A 20735-nucleotide genomic window follows, 5' to 3' on the forward strand; every position below is an offset into this window, starting at 1 on the left:
ATATTCATCACTTTTTCTTCTATCTATTTATACATTGTGTCACCGTTTTTTTTTCATACTATTTAATTATTGGCAGCAGACACTGTTCATACTATGTACTTAAATAGATATACTAATAAGAGTTAGATAAATCAGGAGGATAGACAAATGCATACAGCTGCATTTTTTATTAGTAATTATTATAAAAAAACAGACTCATTTGGTGTCAGTGTCGTTGGAAACGAGAATATTATCACTGTAGGTTCTTTTCAAAAAGGCTTAAAAAAAGCAGAAAAAACAGCATTAATACAGATTATAAAAGAACATGCTATAAAGGAAGATGACGATTTATATTATTTAAATCCAGGAATTTGCGTAGAATTACAGTTTTCCTCCTTTCAACAGTATAAACTGAGCAACCCCGTTTTTATCCAATTTTTATATAATATAGATTGGAAAGACTGTACATTAGAGAAACTGGTCGCAACAGAGTCTACGCCTATTACTCATGCTGATAAACCTCTATTTCCCAACACCACGATTACGAAACTCGATTATATTTTATATTTAAAAGAGGTCAGTCCATATTTACTTCCTTTTTTAGAAAATCGCTTATTGACTACGATTCGATTTCCCCATGGTTTATTTGGAGAATCTTTTTATCAAAAACAATGTCCAGACTACGCTCCATCTTATGTACAAACATATAAGAACGACGACATAGAGTATATCATTTGCAATAACCTAGAAACGCTTATGTGGCTTGGAAATCAATTAGCGTTTGAATTTCATATACCATTTGAAACCATTTATTCTAATAGCATGCCTTCTGAAATTGTCTTTGATTTAGATCCGCCTTCTGTGGAACATTTTTATATGGCTATTAAAGCGGCAAAAGTTCTACAACAGATTTTGGAACGATTACATCTTTTATCTTTTGTGAAAATATCAGGAAATAAAGGAATTCAGGTATATTTACCACTTCCAGAAAAAACATTTACTTATGAAGAAGTACGTTTATTCACAGAATTTATTGCAAACTATATGATTGCGGAAAATCCAGAGCTTTTCACCATAGAACGATTAAAGAAAAACCGCAAAAACAGATTATACATTGACTACATCCAACATAGTGAAGGAAAAACAATTATCGCTCCCTATTCTATTCGCGGTAATAAAGGAGGATATGTTGCATGCCCAATTGAATGGGATGAATTAACGGAAGATTTACATCCTCGCCAATTTTCAATGGACGTTGTTTTACAAAGACTACAAAAAGGGATTCATTCCTTCGCTGGTTATTTTGCGGCAAAAGAAAAACAACCTTTTCGTCAAGTACTAGATGTGTTAACAAATGTCCAAAACACTGAAGGGCAGAAAAAAATCTGAATAGATGATTGCGAAAACTTTCTAATCATATCCTTGTATGCAAACATAAAGACAATAAAACGCCCAAACAAAGGAACGGAAATTTTTCTGTCTAATGTTTGGGCCTATTTCTAGAATAATTCTGGCTATGCATGTTGTTATACTAATTTGCATTCTTCAATGGGGATAGTGACAAATGACTCGATGACCGGATGCCTTAATGTTCTGCCTTCTGTCCATTCTAAAAAGGAGATTTTGACAGTAAGTGCTGGCCGCAGCCAGACTCCATCTTTCGCTTTCCTGAGATTAGCAAAAGGACTCTCATTTATAATGATTGGCTCAATCGCTTTTGAGACAGCAGCCCAGTCATTTGCGGTCAATTTACCCGAACCAGCACTTCCAATATAAACCAGCTTCCCCGACTCATCAAATAACCCAAGGTGGAGAGAATGGACCGTTTTATTTTTAAATGTTACTCCTCCCACTATAGCGATTAAATCCTGCTCTTTTTTTCGCTTAAGCCATCTGGCATCCTTTCCGCCCAGAACATAGGAACTACTAAGATCCTTGCAGACAATTCCTTCTAACTGATGTTGTTGACAAACAGCAAATAAACCTCGCATATCTGTAAAGTTTTCAACTAGACGAATATCTTTCGTCTCAGCTACTTTTTCATGCAATATTTTTTGTCTTTCCAGTAATGGTTTGTCTACCAGCCACTGTCCATCGAGGAACAGGATATCAAAAATCATATAGGTAATCGGGATTTCCTCTTGTAGCTCACTTAATCGCTCAAGTTTTCGCACTCTGTCCCGTCTCATTACTTCATAAAAGGATGGTTTCCCATCCTGTAAAGCAATGACTTCGCCGTCGAGAATACAATTTTTTGCCTGTACAAAGGAACCGGTCTTTAATAATTCAGGATATTGCTGCGTTCTTTCATTTTTCTTTCGATTAAATAATTTTGTGTCCTCTCCATCATAGTAGGAGAGAATTCTTGTTCCATCCCACTTAACTTGAGCAATCCATTGATCCCCTTTTGGAATTGCTTCTGTTAGTAGTGGTTCAAATGGCTTTATTGGTTTCATGTGCTTTTATTCCTTTTATTCTTACCATTTGCTAATAGAACAAAATTATACAAGGATCTTATCTATCTCAAACTGCAAACAAACCTCAGAATTTTAGAAATAGTAGTTGGTCTTTAGGATATTTTTTAATTTCTTCGAATAGAGATGAGATATTGCTTCCCGTCGGGCTCGCGCTGAGCCGCGGTCTGCCTTCAGTCTGCAGGGTATAAGACTGTCTCGCTAATCACGCAGGAGTCTCCCCCTTAGACTACAAGCAGCGCATAAAAATCATTTTTAACTTTTCTAAAATCATTTTGTCAACAAACTAATCTATTTTTAATTTTTTTGACGCTCTTAACCTTGCTGTTTAACTACTAATAATGCTAGAAATGAAGTTTGTCCATTTTCTAATCACTTTATCATCTATAACAAAAAGGTCAGTTTCTATTCCACATAACAGAATGTTGAATAGACCTAACCTTATCCTTCCATACTAACCAACTACTGTTCTCTCCAAATTTATTTTAAATGATTTTCGACATATTGCTTTGCTTCTTGTTGTAGTTTTTTATATTGAACAGCTTCTTCCTCGAAATATATCTTATTCGTTACGGCATAGTTTTCTATTGTATCCCATTCAAATGATACATCTGCACGATATACATAAGTAGCGTTGCCAATTAAATCAATTCGATATTGATCATTTTGATAATGTACATAGCAGCGAACTTTGCCCCCATTATTATACACATCCACATAGGTATTTTTTTCATTAAACCCATTTAGTATGGAAACAAGAGTGGAAGCAGACATAGCAGTCCCACAAGCATTTGTAAACCCTACTCCTCGTTCGTATGTACGCACATAAATACTTCCTTTTTCTAATATTGAAACAAAGCTAACATTTACACCGTCTGGAAAATACTCATTCGGACCATTCACATATTTACTTATCGTTTCTTGAATATCCGAATCAAGTATTGCCTTATCTACAAGTGTAATTAAATGCGGATTAGGTACAGCTAAAGCAGTAAATAATAAATCTTTATTTAACCCCGGAATTTTCTCATTTATTAGTGTAGTCGATTCTACCTCAAGCGGCAGATCCTTCGTCTGAAAAGATACAGGAGATATTTCTACCAAATACGTTGGGATATCCGGATAAATATCTGTTTCATTTTTCACTTCTAAATTTGCTTTCATTGTTTCAATCATCGCTTCCTCTACCTGAAGGAGTTCACAAACATATCGAGCGACACAACGAATACCATTTCCACACATCGATGCTTCGGAACCATCGGCATTAAAAACTCTCATTCTTGCATCAGCAACTTGACTAGGCATTACAAAAAGAATACCATCCGCTCCTAAAGAAGAAGCTCTATTACATAGCGTTTTAGCTATTTCTGCTCTTTCTTCTTCGGTAAACTGATAGGCGTCTGAAATTTCATCTATTATTAAAAAATCATTGCCACTTCCATGACATTTTGTAATTTTTATATTCATTTCATCGTTCCTCCAAGCTATATTTGTTTCTTATTTATTTTACTGTTCCTTTGTCTAACCTGCAATCAATTCTTCCTTGCCCCAAAAAAGAGAAAACCTTAACAGCTTTTAGTCAAGTCGTTAAGGTTATTACCATTCATCCATATAAATCATCATCTAATAGCTTCTTTGCCCATGAAATAGATTCTGCATATACTTTAAACAATTCCTTTTCTTGAATATCCAATTCTTTACAACCAAGTGCAATTCCCGACCAGTCAGCTGTTTCTGCTGCAATGACCAATTGAAGCACATCATATTGAACATTTTTCTGTCCTGATAAAGCTTGTACAATTGTCTCATCCAATGGTAGATCGGAAAGAATGGTATCCATATCCTTGTTCATAATGGTATCCATAAGAGAGAACATTCCCGTCAAAAAAAAACTTCCATATTCTATTCTTCCCGGTATAAGTTTTGCTACCGCTTCGCACATTTTAGAACGTATTAAGCAATTATGAATCACTTCTAAAGAAATTCCATTCTTCCAGTCCTTTTCCCTAACTGTAAGAATATAAATCCATTTTCGAAGTTCTCTAAGCCCAATATATACAATGGCATGTTTAATACTGGTTACTTTTTGCTTTACTCCATATCCTAGTGTGTTAATTAATTTCAATAACTTATATGATAAAGAAATATCCTGTTCAATCAATTTAGAAATACGGGTTATATCTGGATTTTCATCATGTAATAGCTCAAGGATCTTATAATATGCCGTCATATAGGTTGGCACATCATGGGAAGACATGATGACTGGTCTTGAAAAATAATAACCTTGAAAATAATGATAGCCGCTGTTTCTAGCTTGTTCATACTCCGTACTTGTCTCAAGTTTTTCAGCAATTAATTCAATGTGATGCTTTTTAGCAATCGCTTCTAATTCTGTTCGCACTTCTTTAGTCGTATGTTGAAAATCGATTTTAACCATATCTGCTAATAGCAGTAAAGAATAGGAGTATGGGTTACTTTTCTCTAAATTAAAATCATCTAAAGCCAATTTGTAGCCTAATTGTTTGAGTTCTAAACAAATATCTATAATTTTTTGACTTGGAACAACAGTTTCTAGAATCTCTATTACAATATCCCTTGGCTGAAAATATGTAGGAAGTTTAAGTTCTAATAAATTCTCAGTAAAATTAATAAAACAAGGTTTACCGTCTGATAATTTATCTATGCCAATATTAAGAAAACTGTTAATAATAACATTTGTTGTCGCCTGATCACCATTTATATTGGGGAAGGAATTAATATTATTATGTCTATATAGTAGTTCATATCCATAAACTTCTTCCATTCGATTAAATAGTGGCTGTCTCGCCACAAAAACTTCCATTTATTTACCTCCGTCAATCTTTTTGCGCTTAGTTATTGTCATTTTAATAAATTTATTAGTAGAAGGTTGTCGAACCTTGCTTGTAAGAAAATAAAATTCTTACCAGAAATGTCATCGTTAATGTTTAGGGGTCATCTAGGTTGTATTTAAAGGGAATGGAGAAAAGATTCTTTGATTCAAGGCTATATATAATCAAAATGATAGCTAATCCAGAAAAAAGAACTTTTTTACATTCTATTTTTCTAAAAGCTGAATAAAACGGGGAATTCTAAAAATACAGGGCAGTTTAAAATACCATTAAATAGAGTAAAGCTATAGAGACAAAAAGCTTATGCACAAAAACGAGTATAGTTAGACAGCTAGTAACAACTTCTGAAAAAAGAAAATGACTTTCTAATTTCAGAAGTGATTTTGCTATTAATGTGTATATTGAAGTAAAAAATTAATCAAAAATAATGAGGATATGAAATACAAAGGCAGTGATACTTCTTTCGCTTTACCTAAAGCAATCTTTAAAATTGGGTAAAGAATAAACCCAATAGCCATGCCATCTGCGATACTGTACGTAAACGGAATCATCGCAATAATAAAGAAGCTAGGAAAACTTTCACTTAAATCCTTTAAATCCAGATTTCGGATATTCTGTAGCATTAATCCTCCAATAATAATTAAAATTGGTGCAATCGCACTATCTGGAATTAATTTTATGACAGGAATAAAAAATGCTGAACAAATAAACAGAATACCTGTCGTTACAGCTGTTAAACCTGTTTTTCCACCAGCGGTCATACTTGCTGAGCTTTCAACTGTAGCTACTGTTGGACTTGTGCCAAATAAACTAGATAGAAAGACAGAAATAGAAGTAGCTCGAAAAGCTTTTTGAAATCGCTCAGATTTGTTTATAAATTGGACATGATTGTTGACCAATCCAATATTCTCAAACACAAGGACCATTGTAAGAGAAAATACGGCAATCCAAAAAGGAATCGATGCAAGTTTTTCAAAAGACAGATGACCAAACACACTTTTGTATTCTTGAAGGTGAACCGACTGGCCACTTCCTGCATTTACATTGATCAGTCCAAACATCCAAGCAATGAAAGTACCAACAATAATCGTGATCAGAAAGTTTCCCTTCACATTTCTTAAAAATAGAATAATACTTATTAAAAATGTGAGTACTGTTGCTAGTACATGTAAATCATTAAAAGATCCCAAGGCAATAATTGAATTTGTTCCTCTTTCTACTATCCCGCCTTTTTCCAATCCAATTAGCATTAAAAATAGACCTAAACCAACGCTAATCGATTCTTTTAATGAAACAGGAATAGAATCACTGACAATTCTAGCTAGTTTCGTAAAAGCAACAATCATAAAGAGAATTCCAGAAACAAACACTACTGCCAACGCTTCTTGCCAGGTTAGAGCCATTGAATTTACAATGGTATAAGAAAATAACGCATTGATACCCATACCTGGTACAAGCAAAATTGGCACATTTCCATAAAAACCCATTAAAAAACAGCCAACAACGGATGTTAAAATGGTTGCAATGATTGCTGCTTCCAATGGAATACCTGCTTCTGCTAAGATTAAGGAGTTTACTACCACGATGTATACAACAGTAAAAAAACCAATAAACCCTGCAAGCACCTCTTGTTTAATGGATGTTTGACTTTCTTTTAGCCGAAAAAATGAAAAAATATAATCTTTCATCTGATATACCTATTTAGTTGTATCCCTCTCCCTACCCGCTTCCCCTATAAAATGCAAGTAAAGCATGTCAAAGACTGACATGACTTTTAGCATTCAATAAGGTAGCCACAAGAAATTATAATAGCAGATTGCCAATGTTTTGCCAATGTTTTTTAGGAGAAAATACTCATTTTTTCCTATTTTCCTTATTGCTATTTCTTATTATTTAGTCATTTTTCCTTAAATCAGCTTATCAAAGAAAAACTTTCTGTTCTAAAACTCCATCCATATTAATGATTCGTATAAGCGAATAACTTTGTCAATATAGCATAGAGGTGAATAATTTCTTTATCAGACGCATGGTGATCAATTGACAATAGCGGCAGATTAGGATCTTGAAAACGTTTGGCCCACTCTTTTGGCATCCAGCCCTTTCTTAACTGGGCCAATTTATGACCATCTTCTTGCTCAAACTGATACTCCATTTGTCCAAAGGTTTTTTTCATTATGATTGTGTCTTCCCCATAAAGAAATTGGATCACTAATCGTTTTTCTGTCTTTATTTCTAGAATTCTGCTGATTATTTTTTTATCCTTATTTTTTATATCTATTCTATCTTTTTTTAATGTAAAAACATATTGGAGATCCCCTTGTGTATTATAAAAGCCATACGATTTTGTATAAAATCGATCGAATAAGAACGGCAAATACCAACGAATAATCGAGAATTTTTCATCTTTTATTTCTCCTATCTCTTGTCCATCTCTATCAAAAACAACCATTCTTAAGGATGGCGCAGGTAAAAAAGATAAAACCACCGTATTTGTTTTCAAAATTGATCTTGCTTGTCCCGCGGAGAAAAAATTCTCCATTTTCTCTAAACGTCGTTTATGTAAATAAAATTGACTAAAGCAAATTACACTGTATATTGCGAATGGGACTAAAAGGTAAAGAAAAATGATATTTGAATGATTAAATAGAAAGATGCCTATAAAAAGAAAGATAGGAATACAACTAATTAAACTAGCGTTCAAGGAAGATATGGCTGTATATTTATAATATTTTTCAATATTCATCATGAAGACTCCTTTATATCCATTCTTATAATGAAAGGTTAGCGCGACTGTGCACTTATCTTTCTCTTTCTTTTTATTCTATTAATTTCTAATGAAATCTATGATTAATTAGAAGAAAAATTTTAAAAGAGTCTAAACTATCATGTTACCTATTATTAAGGTTTGAATGTGGTAATATAAAAACCGAAGAAGTAGATGGTGGTTTATATGTTCATGCAGGGAAGTTGAGCTTTTTCAGCACATTGGTATGTATATGTGAGAAAAAATAAAATGCCAGCCTATTCGTTAAAAAGCGAGTCACCGAAATTGGTCGCTAATTTAAACGAATAAGCTGCCATTATAAAAAGGTTAATGATCTATATTATTTGATAAAACGAATCGTTAAAGGAATATGATAATCCTGGCCTTCATAAGCCTTAATAGCAGCAATGATTGTAAATACAAATGCCATAATTCCGATTATTGGTAAAATAATAAATCCGATTAAAAGAAACACAAGAATCCATGCTATGAAGGAATAAATGGCATAGGAAATTAAAAAGTTAAAATATTCTTTACCATGATAATCCACAAAAGGCGAATCTTTCTTCACGAGCCAGATAACTAATGGTCCGATAAAAGTAGTAAAAAAACTAGACACATAAATCAACATCGCAAAAACTCTATCATCATTTGATGATCTGTCTTTATTTAAATCCATGAAAGAAACCTCCAACTAAAATAATAATTGCTATGTTATTATATACGATTATTCTATATAAATGTTTCATTTTCTCATAATAATTGTCCAATTAATTCAAATAAGCTTTCATCCGTGACATTTATCATTCTTTCTTGCCTGTTTATATACTTTATCGGCAAGAGTTAAACCCTTTCTGCTATTGTGAATTAGTTTATCTTTCTTTACAATGATTCATTAATTTTTTACAATTTGTTTGTATTTTCCTATTTTCAATTTCACCGAAATTTTGTATGATATAGAAAAGTAATTTGTTATCATGAGATAATATTTAAAGATGGGAAGGCAAATGGTGCGCCACCGCTTTGGTTCTAGTGGGTTCGATTCCCACCCCGAAATTTTTTTTCAATTGGATTAAAAATTTCGAGGGTGGGCTTTTTCTTATGCATGAATAAGTTCTGCTCTCAAATGGAGGGATTATTGTGTTAAAAAAAAGAGATCTTGAAGAATGTCAAGCATTATATCCTTTAATGACGCATCCTGATGTCTTCCCTTTCGTGCGTCAAAAAGCTTCTTCTTATGAAGAATACCTTTTTCTTACCAAACAGACTATAGAAGCGGAAGAAAGAGGGGAACTCATTTCTAGAACGATATTAGATGAATGGCAAAATCCGATTGGAACCATAAATCTATATGATATAAACGAAAATATCGGTTTCCTCGGAACTTGGTTAGGAAAACCTTATCACGGCATGGGATACAATCAAATAGCAAAAGATTTATTTTTTGCTGAAGCATTTTTTGAGCTGAATATCGAAAGCATATTAATGCGAATTAGAAGCAATAATATCCGCTCACTAAAAGCAGCTGAAAAGCTTCCCTATGTGGTTTCTGCAAATGAAACAAGAAGTAATTTGTTACAAATTTTAAATACTTCTGGGATCCCTTATCAACTATTTGAAATTCCTAAAGATTTATTTACTCTATACACATTACGTCAAAATACGGAAGAGACGACAAATGATTGCAGAGAGGCGTAATTTAGCTCCGATAATAAAATAAGATCAGTCGATAGGAGAATAACTATCACTGATCTTATTTTATTCTTCTATAATATTGTCAGCGAATTGGATGAAAAAAACCCTCCATATATTCATCCCCGCCTCTGATTGAAAGATTATAGTAATTTATTGCTTCTTTTTATAGCTTTGATAATTCTTATTTCCACCAGAAAGATTATAGATATTCATGAATCCTAAATTACGCAGGATATTTTGGGCAGCATTTCCGGTTACACCACTATTACAATAAGTAACAGTGAGCCGATTTGGATCTAGCTCCTTGCATTTCTCTCGCAAATCGCCCAAAGGGATATTAATAGCGGTATCCACACATGACACATTAAATTGTTGTGCAGCTCGTGTATCAATAACTTGAATGGATTCCTCTTTTTCTATTCTTGCGGTTAAATCTTTTGGCGTGATTAATTGATTTTTCTTTTCAATTGCATTATGCAAAGCCATCCCAGTATACATGACAGGATCTTTTGCCGTACTAAATGGCGGCGCATATGCAAGATCAAGATGAAATAAATCTTCCGCTTTTGCATTAAATGTAATGGCTGTAACAAAAACATCTATTCTTTTATCGACACCTTCTTCCCCTACTATTTGTACACCCAATATTCTGCCTGTTTTCCGATCGGCAATTGCCTTGATTACTAATTGTTTGCCACCCAAATATTCAGCTCTAGCAGGCTTGATATTATGAAGAACTTCTATATCATAGCCTTCCTCCAATGCTTCCGTTTCGTTCATACCAGTTTGTCCAACAGCTAAGTCAAAAACACGAAGAATAGCAGTTCCTAAAATTCCTCTATGTTCTAATGATCCTCCGGTTATCACATCACCGGCTATTCTGCCCATTTTATTTGCTGTGCTTCCTAATGGCCGATATAGGGGTTTCCCGGTTATAAGGGAATAGCTCTCAGCAACATCCCCTACCGCATATACATCAGGTAAGTTAGTTTGCATCTTATTATTTACGGCAATAGCTCCAGAATGTCCTATATTTACACCGATTGACTCTGCTAACTGAACATTAGGCCGAACCCCTGTTGCTAAAATAACCAAATCTGTTTCTATAATATTTCCTGATTTTGTTTTTATTTCATTAGTAGTTATTTCACTAACTTCCTCATTCAATAGAAGGTTAACTCCTTTTTTTTCTAGATGGTCTTCTACATATGTAACAATATCTATATCCATATGTGATAATATGTGATCACTGCGTTGTACTAATGTAACATCTAACCCTCTATTTGTTAACTGTTCAGCCATCTCTAAACCAATATACCCTGCCCCTATAATCGCAGCTCTTTTTGGCTCGTTCTTTTTTATAAATCGGTCAATAGCACTTGTATGTTGAATGGTTCGAATGTGGAAAACATGATCTTTATCTGCCCCCTCCATTGCTGGAGTGTAGGGTGATGCTCCTGTTGCAAATACTAATACATCATAAATATCCTCAATTACTTCACTTGTATTCAAGTTTTTCACTTGAATCTTTCTCCGCTTTGCATCTATAGCGATAACCTCATGCCGTACAAGAATATCAACATTATATCGTTTCTTAAACCAAGCCGGATTTCTCGGTGTTAAAGTTTCTAATTCATCAACTTCTCCGCCTAAGAAATAAGGAATTCCACAACCGGAGTAAGAAATGTCATAATCTGCATTATAAAGTGTGATTTCTGCCTGCTCGTCATTTCTGCGTGCTTTTGTTGCTACTGAAGTACCTGCCGCTACTGATCCTATAATAACAATTTTCATGATCATCCTCCTATAAACAATAGTGTATTTTATAATTTATCTTTTCCTGTACTGTTACCCCATAAACGATTTTTCTAATGTCTATTAAGAAATGATTGATAGCCATAAGTATAAACCAATTAATGTAATCATAAGGGTTGGAATGGTTAAAATTATCCCTGTCTTAAAGTAGGTTCCCCATGAAATCTTTACCCCTTTTTGAGACAATACATGAAGCCATAATAAAGTAGCTAATGAACCAATCGGCGTAATTTTTGGTCCTAAATCCGAACCGATAATATTAGCATAAATTAAGCCTTCTTTTATTACTCCTGCTGCATTTGTATCCGCTATAGCTAAAGCATCAATCAAAACAGTGGGCATATTATTCATAATAGAAGAAATAACAGCCGCAAGAAATCCCATCCCTATTGTCGCAAGAAACAGTCCATGGTCGGAAGCAGTTTGAATAAGATTTGATAACAAGCCAGTTAAGCCTACATTACGAAGTCCGTAAATGACTACATACATTCCTATAGAAAAGAAAACGATTGACCACGGCGCTCCTTTTATTACATTGCTAATGGATACTGCTTTGCTTCGTCTGGCAAAAACAAGAAAAACAAGTGAAAGGCTGCCAACAACAGCGGATACCGGAATCGCAAGAAATTCACTGCCAAAATATCCAATTAGTAGAAAGGCTAAGATTATCCAAGAAAATCGGAACATTTGCGGATCCTTAATAGCTTCTGCCGGCAACTTTAGATGGTTTAAATCATACATTTCAGGAATTCTCTTGCGGAAGTAGATATATAGAACAAGCATACTTGCCAATAAGGAAAATAAATTGGGAATAATCATTCTAGAAGCATATTCAACAAATCCGATTTCAAAAAAATCTGCAGAAACAATATTTACTAAATTACTGACGACTAGAGGCAAAGAGGTTGTATCTGCAATAAACCCACTTGCCATGATAAATGGAAAAACCATTCTTTCTTCTACCTTTAATGCTCGAACCATCGACAGCACAATCGGGGTTAAAATAAGCGCTGCACCATCGTTTGCGAATAAAGCTGCCACAAGAGCACCTAAAAGGGAAACATAAAAAAACATTTTTAGCCCGCTTCCATTAGCCATTCGAGCCATATGTAGTGCTGCCCATTCAAAAAAACCTATTTCGTCTAAAATAAGGGAAATGATGATAATAGCAATAAATGCAAGTGTTGCATTCCAAACAATTCCAGTCACATCTGCAACATCATTAAAATCCACTACCCCGACTAATAAAGCGAATATTGCTCCCCCACAAGCAGACCAACCAATAGAAAGATTTTTGGGCTGCCAAATCACAAATGTTAATGTTAATAGAAAAATAATAATTGCCAAAAATGTGTGTAGCAAATTAAGACTCCCTCCATTAGTTACATATAATTTTAATCCCTTTTTATTCCAATACTGTTATATCCTCACATCCATTTGATAAAAATTGTAAAATTTCATTTATCAGTCCATAATATTTACATGTCTTGTTTAATGAATAAAAAACCCATTGACCTTTCTTTTGTTCTTTAACAATCTCTAAGTCTCTCATTTTACGGAGATGCTGACTAATAGCTGGCTGCGACATATTATATATTTCTACCAATTCACATACACAAAATGCTTTTTCGGACAACAAACTTACAATAGATAATCTTGTCTTATCTCCTAACAGTTTTAATACATCTGCTGTCTCTTTTTTAGATAATACAGGTAAAGATTGGTTTTTCTTCATCATTTTCCCCCCTTATTTATGCTACATATAAGCATATACTTATATATTTATGGGAAAGGTAACAAAAAACAAACACATTAATCAGTATTTGTTATCCTGTTATAATTAGAGAAAACTATCCTATCCTTTGAATCTTCATAATAATGGGAGTACTTTTACTTTGCAAGCCAAAAAATAAACGCGGTTGTCCCCCTCTATTTTACGAACAAATTTGAAGTTTTCGTTTTTTCTCTCCTTCAATCACCCTATTTATGGTATAATACGAAACGTTATTGTAAAGAAAGAGGACAAGCAGATGAAACAAACATATTCTATCAAACAAAAGCTATCTCAAATGATTATTATTTTATTTCCTGTACTGGTTACCCAGGTTGGTATTTTTGCATTAAGCTTTTTTGATACAACGATGTCTGGACATTATAGTCCGGTTGACTTAGCTGGAGTAGCAGTAGGCAGCTCCTTGTGGACGCCAATATATACAGGACTTAGTGGTATATTGCTTGCTTTACCTCCGATTGTCTCCCAATTAATAGGAAAAAACGAGCAAAAAGGGGTATCATTTTCTGTTATCCAAGCAGCATACTTATCTTTTAGTATGGCTATCGCCTTATTAATTATTGGTTATTTCTGTTTAGATTCGATTCTTGCAAATCTTGGCTTAGAACAGGATGTCTATAGAGTCGCATATCATTACTTAATCGCATTGAGTACCGGAATTATTCCTATTTTTCTATACTTTGTACTGCGTTCTTTTATTGATTCTCTTGGCCAGACGCAAATTACCATGTTTATAACGCTAATCGCAATACCGATTAATATTCTCTTAAATTTTGCACTAATCAATGGCATTTGGATTTTCCCCGAATTAGGCGGAGTGGGAACTGGGTATGCAACTAGTATTACTTATTGGGTAATGCTCTTTATTGCGGTTTATATCGTCCATAAAAAAAATCCTTTTGTAGCTTTTCAGTTATTTAGCCAATTTCCGGCCGTATCATGGAATAAATGGAAAGAAATATTGACAATTGGCGTCCCGATTGGTTTTTCTGTATTCTTTGAAACAAGTATTTTTAGCGCAGTCACGATTTTAATGAGCAATTATGATACCAATACAATTGCTGCCCACCAATCAGCTATTAATTTCGCTTCTCTTTTGTATATGGTTCCCCTCAGCATTTCTACTGCTTTAACCATTCTTGTTGGTTATGAAGTTGGAGCTAGACGAACAAAAGATGCTAAAGCCTATAGTTGGTTAGGTGTTGGACTTGCTGTAATCATCGCATTTATTAGCGGAATGATTCTTTTGACGTTTCGAACTAACATTGCTGGTATTTATACGAATGACTGGGAGGTTCTCCATTTAACAGCCCACTTTCTTATTTATGCGATATTCTTTCAACTATCTGATGCAATACAAGCACCAATTCAAGGAGCTTTACGAGGGTATAAAGATGTAAATGTTACCCTTATCATGAGTTTTCTATCATATTGGGTAATAGGTCTGCCTAGCGGATATCTTCTTGCCACTTACACTAACTTAGGACCCTTTGGCTATTGGATTGGACTCATTATCGGCCTTGCAACCGGTGCAATTTTCTTAACAAGCAGACTATTTAAAATTCAAAAACACAAATTTAGTGATAAACAATATGAAAATTAACACCGAACTGTGTCAATTAACGCAGTTCTTTTTTATGAGATGAAAATGAATTCCTGCCCTAAATCTCCCTTTAGGCAAATACACACTTTTGGCATATGTGAATACAATAAAAAATAAGCATATATTTGTAAGTGAGAAAGGATGAATTTCCAATGTTCCCGTGGAATTTATTCCCTTTTAATAAAGATGCCAAAAGTAGAATGGATCAAATGAATCCGCAAGATATCCAAAAGTATGTGCAAGAAATGATGGATAAACTTATGCCTGAATCTCTACAAAAAATGGAACCAGAGAAAATGTTTCAGAGCTTTTCAAAAGGAGCAAATTATCGTAACGATAATCTTAACCATGCCGAGAAATTTAATTATGTTGTTTTTGAAACACATCATCATGTCTATGTCAGAATTCCTATTCTTGATAGCAGCTGGTTAGAGCATATTAAGATTTTCTATACATCCAATCAACTTATTATACAGCATATCCCCTTATTTGAAGATAAACACACAATCACACTTCCAGCAATTGTTCGAAAAAAAGGATCTGTCGCACTTTATAAAGATGATATTTTAGAAATAAGAATTCAAAAGAATATTGATATTCACTATTCAGAGATTGATGTTACAGAAATGAATTAATAGAAAGAGGAGATTTTTATGAGTTTTGATAACTTAAAAAAAATCTATCAATTTTCAGAGAATAGTCATAAGGAAGACTACTGGAAAGATATGTTTGGATCAAATGAAAAAGCATGGTTCTCCCATCCATCTGCATCCATAAAAAATAGTGATGCGTTTCCTGCTTGCGATTTTTATCTATTCCATTCTCGATATTATATTGACATAGAGTTACCAGGAATAGATATGAATCAGCTTTCGATACATTTAAATAACAATCTTTTATGTATTGAAGGTTATTACCAAACCATTATTCCTGATTGTGCCTATCTTTTAAAAGAACGGCAAAACAAACATTTTATTAAAAATATAACAATACCCAATTATGTAAATCAAAAAGATATTGACAAGAAATATGATAATGGAATATTACAGCTTTCTTTTCCCTATAAAGAAAAGGAGGGAAAGTAACTTCCCTCCGACTAATTATCCTCTTTAAATTTACCGATAATAATTATAGAAATAATTTATCATAGCAATAAAACGGTTTGTCTTTTCCATCAAAAAATGTTGAACCAACCTTATTATATCCATTCTTCACAAATAAGTTTTGGGCCTTATCATTTAATGAATATGTATCCGTTTTTAAGTAAAAAATATCTTGTTCAATCGCATACACTTCAGCAAATGCTAGTAAGTTACTTGCAATGCCGCCTCCACGAATATCAGGATCAACAACTAAACGGTGTAAAACCATATATTCCTTATTATCATAACTCCAATCAATTTTCTCATAATTTTTACCGCCAATTCGATCTATTGTAATAGAACCAACGACTTTATCATCCATAATAGCTACAAATAGATTATTGTTTTCCATATCAGCCAGGAAGCTGGCTTCGTTTGGATATTTATGAGACCATTGATCATTACCTTCTTCTTGCATAATGACCAAAGCCTTTTTTACAATCTCCATAATAACTGGTAAATCATCTATATGTCCTTGTCTAATTTCCACAAATAATTTCTCCTATACAATAATTTATTACCTGATGTCCTATTCTTTATTTTGCTTTATATAAAAGTAGATATTCAGGAAAAATCATTATATAAATTTCTAATCAAAAATACCACTATTTTGATTAATAATAGCGCTTATTCTAGAATTTCCATTTTTCAGATAAAAATATATCCGGACACAAAAAAATACAGCCTCATCATCAATAGATTGAAGCTGTATTTTTAAAGTTGCGGAATTTATACTTTATTTACCAATAAATTGCTGCGTCCAATAATTACCATTTTCTACATAACCAACACCAATATGGGTAAATTTATTGCTTAAAATATTCGCACGATGACCTTCACTATTCATCCATGCATTTACTACTTCTTCTGGCGTTCTTTGACCTTTGGCAATATTTTCTCCGGCTGCTTTATACGTTACACCAAATTGTTTCATCATATCAAATGGGCTTCCGTATGTTGGGCTTGTGTGATCAAAATAATTATTTGCACTCATATCTTGTGACTTTGCTTTTGCAACTTTACTTAATTCATTATCTAGAGTAAGTGCTGGCAATCCATTCTTCGCTCTTTCTTTATTCGTTAAATCTACTACTTGCTTTTCAAATGCGCTCACGGAAGAACTTGCATTAGCTGAATTGCTTTTTGTAGATTCAGGGGTAGTATTTTGTTGTGTTGTATTAGATTTTGAATTTGGTTGCTGCTGTACATTACTAGTTTCTTTTGGTTTCGCTGTTTCTTTTTGTACTTCTTTCGGTTTGACTGTTTCTTTCTGTACTTCTTTTGGTTTGACTGTTTCTTTCTGTACTTCTTTTGGTTTGACTGTTTCTTTTTGTACTTCTTTTGATGTTTCCTTCTGTTTAGTAACAGGATAAAAAGCCTGTTGGTTATCCATAGATCCTATTAACTCGTTCAAAACTTTATCTATATCTATATGATAATTAGAAGATATATTATGGAAAATTTTATTTAACTGTTCTTCTGAAAGATTGTGTGCTTGATAGATTGTTTTAGCTTCTTGTGGTTGAATCGTTGAAGCCTCCGCTTTATTTGCTAGTGGAGTTGCCATCAATAATGTTGAAGCAGCTGCCACTGAAAAAATTAAATTCTTCTTTTTCATTGTTTATTTCCTCCTTGGTTATCCAAATCGAAATAGTCGTAGATTTTGTTGTTTCGACTTACAACAACATCATACCATACGTTTTTTTGTCATATTTCTGGATATTAAAACCAATAGAAAGAAATTGGAATCATTTCACATGGGTAAAAAAGGGATATATAATAGGTTAATAGCTATATCAACTAATTTATCTCCCTTTGTTTCTACAAAATATGAATGGTTATAAAATCCTTTTTTTATATTTTATAGTAACTGAACTATATTTTAGATTAAAAAACATCCTTGACAAACTTTTTTGGACTAACTTTAAATAACATTAAAGACAAACAGTTTACAAAAATTTAGGGTTTATTACAAGCTTTCAGTGTTTATTCTTACTCCTTAGAATGCATAAAAAACGGTAAATTTGGAAACCTAATATGGATTAAAATACCTTATAAAGAATGGAGTATTGATATGAACAAACCGTATTGCTGCCCCAATTGCAAAACAAATCGCAGTCGCTTTAATATTATTCAGCAAGTTCCTCAATCCGTTAAGCTAGATCCGCAAACAGGCAATGTTATAGAGGAATATTCATCTGAGAATTTATCTCCTTTTCATATGGGATATACTGGTCCAGATTATCGAATTCAATGCGCTGCTTGTGGTTTGGTTGAAGATGAAAAAACCTTTATTAAGTTTGGAGAAATGAAAGGATAATAAACGGATTTAAGCATAATGGTAAAAAATGTGGGTGGGACAAAACAAAATATATAATGGTTAAAGACGAACAATCTCTAATTTAGAGGTGAAACCAACTCGTCCCATTACGTTACAGACATTCCATTTCACACCGTTTTTAAAGATTATTTCTTTCCAGCATTTATTTCAAAAGAAACTAAATGGAGCAGCCATGATACACGTAGACTCCTATGGGAGCTGCGAGAAAGTCCAAGACCACACAGGAAAGAGGAGGCTTGGCGCTCGCCCCATGGAAAGCGAAGTGTATTCAGGCTGCGGGTGATTACCACAAACCTTCTTTCTTAAAATAAATAAAAAAACCAAACAATTATACGAATTTTTTAGTGTGTACGTATAATTGTTCGGAGTTAGATTTGGTTGAATTACTTATGTCCCACTCTCTATCTTTTACCTGAACTATTCAAACGGATGTTCCTTCACTTTTACCTTCCATCCTTCTAATGGTGAAGTCCGAACTAATACTAGATCTTTTTTTATATTTCTTGTTCTGGCATTTTTCATATATACATTACATTCAATGGTAAGAGTAACTTGCAGCGCCTGCTCATAAACTTCAGGATTAACCACACTTAAACGATTTATTTTGATATTCTCTATCATAGCTAGTTCTGAAGACCAATCTTGCTTCGTTGTAATGTATGATAAAATGGTTGCATCTTTTTCTTTTATCCCTGCGATAAAGGCTTTGACTACATCATTGGGATTCATTTGTTCTAAGTACTGTCTTAATTGACCTGCTGCTTTATAGATCATTAATTTATGAGAAAAATCCATCTTATCTGTTTTATGTGTTGTGCTCCCTAAAAAATGCACACAAAAATGTCCAGGAAAGTTATTTGCTAAGGCACCTGCTCCATGAGGCATGCCATGCATGGAAGCTGCGAACCATTGATCATTTACCATAATGAGAATCGCTCTTCTTCTCCAACTCCATTTCCCTTCATAAATACCTTTCATTATCTTTGTATCTTTTACAGTTAATGGCTGTACATCTGCATGTTGGCTGCCCGCTCTCCGTTGTACCTTAAACTGCTTACCTGTTTCAATATCTAAAATAGTAAATTTGCTATATTTTGGAATAATCTCATTAATGGCATTCCATGGTAATAATTGAATATCAAAACTAATCGGGGAAGAAATATTTTCTTCGGCTCCCATCACTAAAGGTGCCGGAGCTATAAGAATACAACAAAGAAAAAGTAATAGGAATTTTTTCTTGTTCACAATAAACCACCTTCAATATGATTTCCTATTGAAAGTTTGCCCTATTTTCTTCTCCGTACTCTGATTTATCTTCAATTGTTAAAATATCATGCTATTTATAATTGATCCAACGCTGCCCCTATCTTCTTCCAATCGACATTTTCTCCAATAAACACCATATTCAGTGGCATTTTCATGTCTTCTCTCATAAATAAAGGCATGCCGTATGAATATTGAAATAAGTCTGGATGTTTTGCTTGGTGAAATTGAACATATCCTTTTATGCGATAGATCGTATCAGGCAGCTCTCTTAAGAAATCTTCAAATTGGTCTGCTCCAATGCTCTTTTGGAATGTATAAACAAATGTACTTAAATGCAAAGAATGGATGGATGTTTTTTCGATATCCTTATAGTAATGGCTCTCCATTTGGAGTAATTTTTCAAAAGGGAATTTGGAATAAGTAGTCAGCAAACTAAAAGCATGTGGATTAATCGATTGAAGCTCAAAGCTAATTTTTGCTTTTTCAGCTTCTGTTAACTCGTCTTCTTTATTAATAATTAATATACTTGCATGCCTTGCTTGCTCTAGAATAAGTTGTTGAATTGGTGCGTTTAAAGCTGATCGCTCAAGCCACTGTCTTCCATCTATAACTGTTATGATTCCTTTGAATCGTAGACGATTGGCAAAAAGAGGAGAAAGAATCCCATCTATCGTTTCAACAGGATGAGCAGCTCCAGTTGTTTCAAAATAAATAACATCTGGTTTTTCTTCCACTAATAATGTTTGTATTTGTGCTTCCACTTCATCTTGGATCGTGCAGCATACACACCCACCAAGTAACTCTTTTAATGGAATATCACCATCTATTTCATTAGAGTCAATGGAAATCCTGCCTAATTCATTCATTAAGACAGCCACTTTTCTGCCAAGCTCTTTCTCTTTTTTTAATATTTCTTTTAATAATGTTGTTTTTCCACTACCTAAAAATCCGGAGAGGACGTATATATCTGTCTGTTTCATCTTATATCTTCCTT

At 33.6% G+C, this 20735-nt stretch carries 19 protein-coding genes; 6 read left to right on the top strand and 13 right to left on the bottom strand.

Features of this window, described 5'->3' with window-relative positions:
• Positions 1–147: 147 nt before the first annotated feature.
• Positions 148–1368, top strand: a complete 1221-nt coding sequence (gene ligD, locus NSS71_RS07700) for a DNA ligase D (protein ID WP_061796393.1) — start codon at positions 148–150, stop codon at positions 1366–1368.
• A 137-nt stretch (positions 1369–1505) separates the two neighbouring features.
• Here the strand turns inward: ligD and NSS71_RS07705 are convergent, their stop codons facing one another.
• The 6 genes from NSS71_RS07705 to NSS71_RS07730 form a co-directional block, all read right to left on the bottom strand.
• Positions 1506–2435: an ATP-dependent DNA ligase gene (locus NSS71_RS07705; RefSeq protein WP_047940484.1), complete on the bottom strand. Its 930-nt coding sequence runs from the start codon at positions 2433–2435 to the stop codon at positions 1506–1508.
• 498 nt (positions 2436–2933) lie between these two features.
• The gene (dapF, locus tag NSS71_RS07710; protein WP_061796399.1) at positions 2934–3920 is read right to left on the bottom strand and encodes a diaminopimelate epimerase; all 987 of its coding nucleotides are present in this window, start codon (positions 3918–3920) and stop codon (positions 2934–2936) included.
• Positions 3921–4056: 136 nt separating this feature from the next.
• Entirely contained in the window at positions 4057–5295 is a 1239-nt protein-coding gene (locus NSS71_RS07715; protein ID WP_047940481.1) for an EAL and HDOD domain-containing protein, read from the bottom strand.
• Positions 5296–5712: 417 nt separating this feature from the next.
• The gene (locus NSS71_RS07720) at positions 5713–7011 is read right to left on the bottom strand and encodes an NCS2 family permease (protein ID WP_061796404.1); all 1299 of its coding nucleotides are present in this window, start codon (positions 7009–7011) and stop codon (positions 5713–5715) included.
• A 269-nt stretch (positions 7012–7280) separates the two neighbouring features.
• A complete protein-coding gene (locus NSS71_RS07725) occupies positions 7281–7823 on the bottom strand; it encodes a hypothetical protein (protein WP_141231669.1) in 543 nt (180 codons plus the stop codon).
• A gap of 604 nt (positions 7824–8427) precedes the next feature.
• Positions 8428–8766 carry a DUF4870 domain-containing protein gene (locus NSS71_RS07730; RefSeq protein ID WP_047940478.1) on the bottom strand — a complete coding sequence of 113 codons (339 nt, stop codon included), beginning with the start codon at positions 8764–8766 and terminating at the stop codon, positions 8428–8430.
• Positions 8767–9227: 461 nt separating this feature from the next.
• On the opposite strand from NSS71_RS07730, the gene NSS71_RS07735 reads away from it, so the two are divergent.
• A complete protein-coding gene (locus NSS71_RS07735) occupies positions 9228–9785 on the top strand; it encodes a GNAT family N-acetyltransferase (RefSeq protein WP_047940477.1) in 558 nt (185 codons plus the stop codon).
• A gap of 147 nt (positions 9786–9932) precedes the next feature.
• On the opposite strand, the gene NSS71_RS07740 is transcribed toward NSS71_RS07735, so the two are convergent.
• The 3 genes from NSS71_RS07740 to NSS71_RS07750 all read right to left on the bottom strand — a co-directional run bounded on the left by NSS71_RS07740 (position 9933) and on the right by NSS71_RS07750 (position 13335).
• Positions 9933–11576: an FAD-dependent oxidoreductase gene (locus NSS71_RS07740; protein WP_047940476.1), complete on the bottom strand. Its 1644-nt coding sequence runs from the start codon at positions 11574–11576 to the stop codon at positions 9933–9935.
• A gap of 84 nt (positions 11577–11660) precedes the next feature.
• Positions 11661–12959, bottom strand: a complete 1299-nt coding sequence (locus NSS71_RS07745) for an arsenic transporter (RefSeq protein ID WP_047940475.1) — start codon at positions 12957–12959, stop codon at positions 11661–11663.
• A 43-nt stretch (positions 12960–13002) separates the two neighbouring features.
• On the bottom strand, positions 13003–13335 hold the full coding sequence (locus tag NSS71_RS07750; RefSeq protein WP_061796405.1) for an ArsR/SmtB family transcription factor: 333 nt from the start codon (positions 13333–13335) through the stop codon (positions 13003–13005).
• A 292-nt stretch (positions 13336–13627) separates the two neighbouring features.
• Here NSS71_RS07750 and NSS71_RS07755 point away from each other — a divergent pair, with 292 nt between their 5' ends.
• From NSS71_RS07755 to NSS71_RS07765, 3 genes are all read left to right on the top strand, one after another.
• Positions 13628–14992: an MATE family efflux transporter gene (locus NSS71_RS07755; protein WP_047940473.1), complete on the top strand. Its 1365-nt coding sequence runs from the start codon at positions 13628–13630 to the stop codon at positions 14990–14992.
• A 152-nt stretch (positions 14993–15144) separates the two neighbouring features.
• On the top strand, positions 15145–15627 hold the full coding sequence (locus tag NSS71_RS07760; protein WP_047940472.1) for an Hsp20/alpha crystallin family protein: 483 nt from the start codon (positions 15145–15147) through the stop codon (positions 15625–15627).
• 18 nt (positions 15628–15645) lie between these two features.
• On the top strand, positions 15646–16077 hold the full coding sequence (locus NSS71_RS07765; protein ID WP_047940471.1) for an Hsp20/alpha crystallin family protein: 432 nt from the start codon (positions 15646–15648) through the stop codon (positions 16075–16077).
• A gap of 43 nt (positions 16078–16120) precedes the next feature.
• Here NSS71_RS07765 and NSS71_RS07770 read toward each other — a convergent pair whose 3' ends face one another.
• Both NSS71_RS07770 and NSS71_RS07775 read right to left on the bottom strand, forming a co-directional pair.
• On the bottom strand, positions 16121–16624 hold the full coding sequence (locus NSS71_RS07770; RefSeq protein WP_047940470.1) for a GNAT family N-acetyltransferase: 504 nt from the start codon (positions 16622–16624) through the stop codon (positions 16121–16123).
• Between the two features lie 246 nt (positions 16625–16870).
• The gene (locus NSS71_RS07775) at positions 16871–17752 is read right to left on the bottom strand and encodes a CAP domain-containing protein (protein WP_144580809.1); all 882 of its coding nucleotides are present in this window, start codon (positions 17750–17752) and stop codon (positions 16871–16873) included.
• A 456-nt stretch (positions 17753–18208) separates the two neighbouring features.
• Between NSS71_RS07775 and NSS71_RS07780 the strand changes: the two genes are divergently transcribed.
• Complete coding sequence (locus NSS71_RS07780; RefSeq protein WP_047940468.1) at positions 18209–18454, top strand: hypothetical protein; 246 nt, start codon at positions 18209–18211, stop codon at positions 18452–18454.
• Between the two features lie 438 nt (positions 18455–18892).
• On the opposite strand, the gene NSS71_RS07785 is transcribed toward NSS71_RS07780, so the two are convergent.
• Together NSS71_RS07785 and NSS71_RS07790 are read right to left on the bottom strand one after the other, a co-directional pair.
• Positions 18893–19720 (bottom strand): hypothetical protein, encoded by an 828-nt coding sequence (locus NSS71_RS07785; RefSeq protein ID WP_341151405.1) that lies wholly within the window; start codon positions 19718–19720, stop codon positions 18893–18895.
• A 95-nt stretch (positions 19721–19815) separates the two neighbouring features.
• On the bottom strand, positions 19816–20721 hold the full coding sequence (locus tag NSS71_RS07790) for a CobW family GTP-binding protein (protein ID WP_047940467.1): 906 nt from the start codon (positions 20719–20721) through the stop codon (positions 19816–19818).
• Between the last annotated feature and the right edge of the window lie 14 nt (positions 20722–20735).

The sequence above is a fragment of the Niallia sp. FSL W8-0951 genome, from assembly GCF_038006525.1.
GTDB lineage: Bacteria > Bacillota > Bacilli > Bacillales > Cytobacillaceae > Niallia > Niallia circulans.

Excerpts from the sequence above, each read along its gene's own strand:
- ligD (WP_061796393.1), top strand. The coding sequence starts at position 148 with ATGCATACAGCTGCATTTTTTATTAGTAATTATTATAAAAAAACAGAC.
- NSS71_RS07705 (WP_047940484.1), bottom strand. The coding sequence starts at position 2,435 with ATGAAACCAATAAAGCCATTTGAACCACTACTAACAGAAGCAATTCCA.
- dapF (WP_061796399.1), bottom strand. The coding sequence starts at position 3,920 with ATGAATATAAAAATTACAAAATGTCATGGAAGTGGCAATGATTTTTTA.
- NSS71_RS07715 (WP_047940481.1), bottom strand. The coding sequence starts at position 5,295 with ATGGAAGTTTTTGTGGCGAGACAGCCACTATTTAATCGAATGGAAGAA.
- NSS71_RS07720 (WP_061796404.1), bottom strand. The coding sequence starts at position 7,011 with ATGAAAGATTATATTTTTTCATTTTTTCGGCTAAAAGAAAGTCAAACA.
- NSS71_RS07730 (WP_047940478.1), bottom strand. The coding sequence starts at position 8,766 with ATGGATTTAAATAAAGACAGATCATCAAATGATGATAGAGTTTTTGCG.
- NSS71_RS07740 (WP_047940476.1), bottom strand. The coding sequence starts at position 11,576 with ATGAAAATTGTTATTATAGGATCAGTAGCGGCAGGTACTTCAGTAGCA.
- NSS71_RS07750 (WP_061796405.1), bottom strand. The coding sequence starts at position 13,335 with ATGATGAAGAAAAACCAATCTTTACCTGTATTATCTAAAAAAGAGACA.
- NSS71_RS07755 (WP_047940473.1), top strand. The coding sequence starts at position 13,628 with ATGAAACAAACATATTCTATCAAACAAAAGCTATCTCAAATGATTATT.
- NSS71_RS07760 (WP_047940472.1), top strand. The coding sequence starts at position 15,145 with ATGTTCCCGTGGAATTTATTCCCTTTTAATAAAGATGCCAAAAGTAGA.
- NSS71_RS07765 (WP_047940471.1), top strand. The coding sequence starts at position 15,646 with ATGAGTTTTGATAACTTAAAAAAAATCTATCAATTTTCAGAGAATAGT.
- NSS71_RS07775 (WP_144580809.1), bottom strand. The coding sequence starts at position 17,752 with ATGAAAAAGAAGAATTTAATTTTTTCAGTGGCAGCTGCTTCAACATTA.
- NSS71_RS07780 (WP_047940468.1), top strand. The coding sequence starts at position 18,209 with ATGAACAAACCGTATTGCTGCCCCAATTGCAAAACAAATCGCAGTCGC.
- NSS71_RS07790 (WP_047940467.1), bottom strand. The coding sequence starts at position 20,721 with ATGAAACAGACAGATATATACGTCCTCTCCGGATTTTTAGGTAGTGGA.